The sequence below is a fragment of the Desulfosarcina sp. genome (assembly GCF_033791525.1).
GTDB lineage: Bacteria > Desulfobacterota > Desulfobacteria > Desulfobacterales > Desulfosarcinaceae > Desulfosarcina.
Genome location: NZ_JASJGN010000433.1, coordinates 1 through 4826, shown reverse-complemented (window position 1 = coordinate 4826; position 4826 = coordinate 1). Strand labels below are relative to the sequence as shown.

Annotated in this window: 4 protein-coding genes and 1 pseudogene; 3 read left to right on the top strand and 2 right to left on the bottom strand. The window is 58.7% G+C overall.

The annotated features are described in order from the left end of the window. The coding region (mtnA, locus tag QNK41_RS20680; protein WP_319261031.1) for an S-methyl-5-thioribose-1-phosphate isomerase at positions 1–1007 on the bottom strand (1007 nt) is incomplete at its 3' end. Between the two features lie 226 nt (positions 1008–1233). On the opposite strand from mtnA, the gene QNK41_RS20675 reads away from it, so the two are divergent. The 3 genes from QNK41_RS20675 (at position 1234) to QNK41_RS20665 (ending at position 4370) form a co-directional block, all read left to right on the top strand. Then, the gene (locus QNK41_RS20675; RefSeq protein ID WP_319261028.1) at positions 1234–1644 is read left to right on the top strand and encodes a MarR family transcriptional regulator; all 411 of its coding nucleotides are present in this window, start codon (positions 1234–1236) and stop codon (positions 1642–1644) included. Positions 1645–1692: 48 nt separating this feature from the next. Next, positions 1693–3297 carry a VOC family protein gene (locus QNK41_RS20670; RefSeq protein WP_319261024.1) on the top strand — a complete coding sequence of 535 codons (1605 nt, stop codon included), beginning with the start codon at positions 1693–1695 and terminating at the stop codon, positions 3295–3297. Between the two features lie 137 nt (positions 3298–3434). Then, positions 3435–4370: a YceI family protein gene (locus QNK41_RS20665; protein WP_319261021.1), complete on the top strand. Its 936-nt coding sequence runs from the start codon at positions 3435–3437 to the stop codon at positions 4368–4370. Between the two features lie 231 nt (positions 4371–4601). Here QNK41_RS20665 and QNK41_RS20660 read toward each other — a convergent pair. After that, a pseudogene (locus tag QNK41_RS20660) lies at positions 4602–4826 on the bottom strand (menaquinol oxidoreductase); the annotation flags it as partial.

The following is a 4826-nucleotide window of genomic DNA, read 5'->3' as shown; positions in this document are numbered from 1 at the left end:
ACGTCAAAGGCGAAGTCCGCCGCCGGGCTGGATTCGGGGGGCACCAGCACCCGGGTGATCCGGCCGTCGGCCAACCCCTGGATGTAGCGCACCTCGTCGGGGTTGCGCTCTTCGATGGGGATCTCTTTCACCCCGTCGGTCATGGTCCAGTCGAACGTGGAGGATGGCAGGGCCACGTAAAAAGGGATGTTGTTGTCCCTGGCTGCCAACGCCTTGAGGTAGGTGCCGATCTTGTTGGCCACGTCGCCGGTGTGGGTAGAGCGGTCGGTGCCCACGATCACCATCTCCACGCGACCGTGCTGCATGAGGTGGCCGCCGGCGTTGTCCGTAATCACCGTATGGGGCACCCCCTGTTTGCTCAGTTCCCAGGCGGTCAGCCGTGAGCCCTGGTTCAGCGGACGGGTTTCATCCACCCATACGTGCAGATCCACCCCGCGGTTGAAGGCTTCGTAAATGGGAGCGGTGGCCGTGCCGTGTTCGATGCAAGCCAGCCAGCCCGCATTGCAATGGGTCAAAACGTTAACCGTCGATCCCTTTTTCTTGCGGCTGACGGCCTCGATGAGCCCGGCACCATGGACGCCGATACGGCGGCAGTTCTCCACCTCTTCCTCGGCAATCACGGCGGCCTCAGTGCGGGCGGCGTCGATGCGATCGGCTGGTGAGCCGGCGGCAAGCACCTTTTCAAGCACTCGATTCACTCCCCAGGCCAGGTTCACGGCCGTGGGCCGGGCAGCCTTGACCCGTCCGCATTCCTGAAGGATGAACCCCACATGGTCGGAGGCCGACTTCCCGTTTACGGCCGCAATCATTACCCCGTATGCGCCGGTGACGCCGATCAGCGGAGCGCCCCGGACGAACATTTCCCGGATGGCGTGTATCACCTGGTCCACCGTGGTCAAATCGGCCACGACGAACTGGTGGGGCAGCTGGCGCTGGTCGATCACCTTCACGGTGATCCGGTCTTTTTCCAGCCATATGGGCCGGATCTGTTTTCCGTCGACGATCATATCGCTATCCCCTGAACGATCTTTTGAAATCGCAAACCCGCTGCGATGGTTACGACACGTGTTTAGCACAAATCGCCGCCATTGAAAAGAAAAGCGGCCGGTGACTATGCCGAAAAGAGCGGGTCATACCGAAGGCCGCCGGATTTGCCCGGCAGGCGATATATCTTGACATCAAGATATTTTTCCTTACCTTACCCATATGCAAACCGGATCACACATACGACTCGTGCTTTGGAAAGCGGCCAAAGCGGTGGACCGGGTGGATCGCGACAGCATTCGCCGAACCGGTCTGACCCTTTCGGACTTCGCCATCATGGAGGCGCTGTTGCACAAGGGGCCTCTGCCCATCAACCAGATCGGCGAGAAAGTGCTGCTGAGCAGCGGTTCGATGACGGCCGCCGTCAACCGGCTGGAAAATGCGGGTCACGTGCAGCGTATTCAGGACCCGTCAGACGGCCGCTGTTTTTATGTTCACCTGACCAAAACCGGCCGCCGTATTGTCTCCCAGGCCTTCCGACGGCACGCACAAAACCTTGAAAAGGCCGCCGGTGCACTGACCGCTGAAGAGCGAACCGAACTGGTGCGCCTGCTGAAAAAAGTCGGCCTTCAAGCACAGCAAATGACCGTGGACGACTGATTTTTTTAACCTTTTATCTTGATTTCAAGACAAATAAAGAGGTCCTGTATGAAACCATCCAATGACAACCCACCCATCAGCGGCATTCACCATATCACCGCTGTGGCCGCCTCGGCCGCAGACAATTACCGTTTCTATACCCGTGTGCTGGGACTGCGACTGGTCAAAAAGACCGTCAACTTCGACGATCCGTTTACTTATCATCTCTATTACGGGGACGAAACGGGCCGCCCCGGCACCATTCTCACGTTCTTCCCGTGGGAGAAGCTTCCCCAGGGGAAACCCGGGACCGGAATGGTCTCTGCCATCGCCTTTTCCGTACCCCGCTTCTCAGTCGATTATTGGACCCAACGCCTTGAAGGATACGACATCGCCGTTGCCACCGAAAGTCGATTCGGAGAACCGGTCATCCGGTTTACCGATCCCCACGGCCTCCCCCTGGAACTAGTCGGGACACCGTCGAGTGACGACCCGAGCGAGCGAGCACCGGAGTCGCAGATGGCCATCATCGGATTTCATTCAGCGACTCTGCTGTTAGACCGGATCGATGCCACGGAAAAAGTCCTCGTTGACGGCATGGGCATGACGCCCGGCCAGCCGGAGGGCAGCCGCTACCGGTTTGCCATGCACGACGCCAACGCTCCCGGCCACCTGCTGGATGTGATCGTTGATCCGTCAGCCGGCAGGGGACGTTCCGGCGGCGGCACCGTCCACCACATCGCCTTTCGTACCCGGGACAGCCGGGAACAGCAGGCATGGCGGCAGCGGCTTCAGCGGCACGGTCTGTCCGTCACCGGCGTACGCGATCGCACCTACTTCCAGTCCATCTATTTCAATGAACCCGGCGGGGTGCTCTTCGAAATCGCCACCGACCCGCCGGGATTTGGCGTGGATGAAGATCGTCGCGATCTGGGCACGGCCCTGAAGCTGCCAGCCCGACACGAACCCTTGCGCGGACGGATCGAGAAGCAGTTGCCGCCTCTGGAATTGCCGGATTTTCGGCATCTCTATGTGCCCGCGGAACCCAGTGGAACCGAAGGAGAAACCATCGTGGCCCTTCACGGCACCGGCGGCAGCGAGCACGACCTGATTCCCGTGGTTCGGCAGGTCAACCCGTCGGCTGCGATCATCAGCCCCCGGGGCAAGGTGCTTGAAAACGGCATGCCCCGGTTCTTCAGGCGGCTGGCGGAAGGCGTGTTCGATGAAAACGACGTGCGTCACAATGCGCATGATTTAAGTGACTTTCTGACCGTCGCCTCGCGTCGTTATGGACGACCGGGCGAAAATTTCATCGCCCTGGGGTATTCCAACGGTGCCAACATAGCCGCCGCGATCTTGTTTCTGCGCCCGGAGGTTTTTTCCGGTGCCATCCTCTTTCGCCCGATGATGCCTCTGAAAATGGGGCAGTTACCTGATTTAACATGCAGGTCGATCCTGATTACCACGGGACGATTCGACCGGGTCATCCCATGGGCGGAGACACAGCGGCTGGTCCGAACGCTGAAAAAGGCAGGTGCATCGGTGGAGGTAATCGACACGGATGCCGGCCATGAACTTACGTCGGCGGACGTCGAAGCGGCGCGGGCGTGGCTCGCCAAAGGCCTGGGGCGAACATGCGCCGCGACACCGCTTCGCGAAAAAGAGGCCGCCTGATTCCGGTCGTGTCGCTTCCCCCGAATCAGGGTCATCATGCACGCAATGGAACCAACCACTGCCATGGCTTTATACCATTTCGGATTCGAGCAAATAGCGCAGCAAGCGATGAATAGACAATACCAAGGAGAACGATTATGGGAACACCCGCCATCGAAAAAATTTCACCGCAGGCGTTTAACCAGTGGGTTGTTGCACAAAAGCCCTTTATTCTAATCGACACCCTCACCAGTGACCATTTCAAGGCAATCCATCTGCCGGGAGCCAGCCATGCCTGCGTCTTTGAGGTGAACTACCTGGATCAGATCGCGGCCCTCACCACTGACAAACATGCCCGACTCGTCCTTTATGGCGCCAGTGAGAAAAGCATGGATGCGGCAGTCGCCGCGGAAAAGCTGGAGCGGGAAGGATTTGACAATCTTTTCATTCTCGACGGCGGCATCGACGGCTGGCGGACAGCGGGATATCCGGCTGAAGGGGAATCGGTCGACACACCTCCCCTGCCTGAACGGCTGCTGGCATTGCGGGACGGCACCTATCGGGTCGATGCGGATCAGAGCGTTCTTGAATGGGCCGGCCACAATCCCAACACCAAACATGACGGCACGGTGCGCATCAAAAAGGGAGAACTCAGGGTGAAAAACGGCAAGCCCGTCGGCACATTCGAGATCGACATGGATGCCATCGATAACCAAAGCCTGGCCGGAGACGAATCGCAGCCGGTGCTGATATCCCACCTTAAATCAGATGACTTCTTTTTTATCCGGGTGTTCCCCACTGCCACGTTCACGATCCAATCGGGCACGCCCAGAAACGAGCCGTATGTCAGCGCACCCAACGTCGATGTACAAGGTGAATTGGCCCTTAGAGGTATCAAAGCGGGATTGTATTTCCCCGCCACGGTCTATCAGGCCCTCGATGGCACGATCACGGCCAAGGCGCGGTTTGATCTGGATCGGACGCGCTGGAACATCATCTATGGATCCACCCGTTTTTTCGAGCATCTGGGCATGCACCTGGTGTTCGATATCATCCACATCGAGGTTAAAATTGTGGCGCAGAGGAAAGCCTGAAAATCGAGGGCGGGGATGTCTACGGGCCAACTGCGGCACTCGGATAAGGTCCGGCGGGGACTCCGGCCGATGCGACCTCCTCCATTGATCGTACGGCAGACAGGCGGATCGTACTAAGCGATTGTCCAGACCACACCATTTTATCATCTATCCACGGCGCCGTCTTGCAGCGGACAAAAAAATGGCGGGGAAAACCCCCGCCATTTGATGTTCAGGTTGCTGGCAAAGTGATCAGCCGTGGACCTCTTGCTTGACACCCACGGCCATCTTGTAAAGGACGGTCAGGACTAAGGCGCCGACGGCATAGACACCGAGGGTAATGCCGATTTCCGGCATGGTGGGAATGTATTCGTTGACCTCGTGCATTGGGTTGGGCACGAAACCACCCGAGATCATGCCCAGGCCCTTGTCGATCCAGGTGCCCATAATGATCACGATGCAGGCGATGGCCAGGGA

Excerpts from the sequence above, each read along its gene's own strand:
- QNK41_RS20665 (WP_319261021.1), top strand. The coding sequence starts at position 3,435 with ATGGGAACACCCGCCATCGAAAAAATTTCACCGCAGGCGTTTAACCAG.
- QNK41_RS20670 (WP_319261024.1), top strand. The coding sequence starts at position 1,693 with ATGAAACCATCCAATGACAACCCACCCATCAGCGGCATTCACCATATC.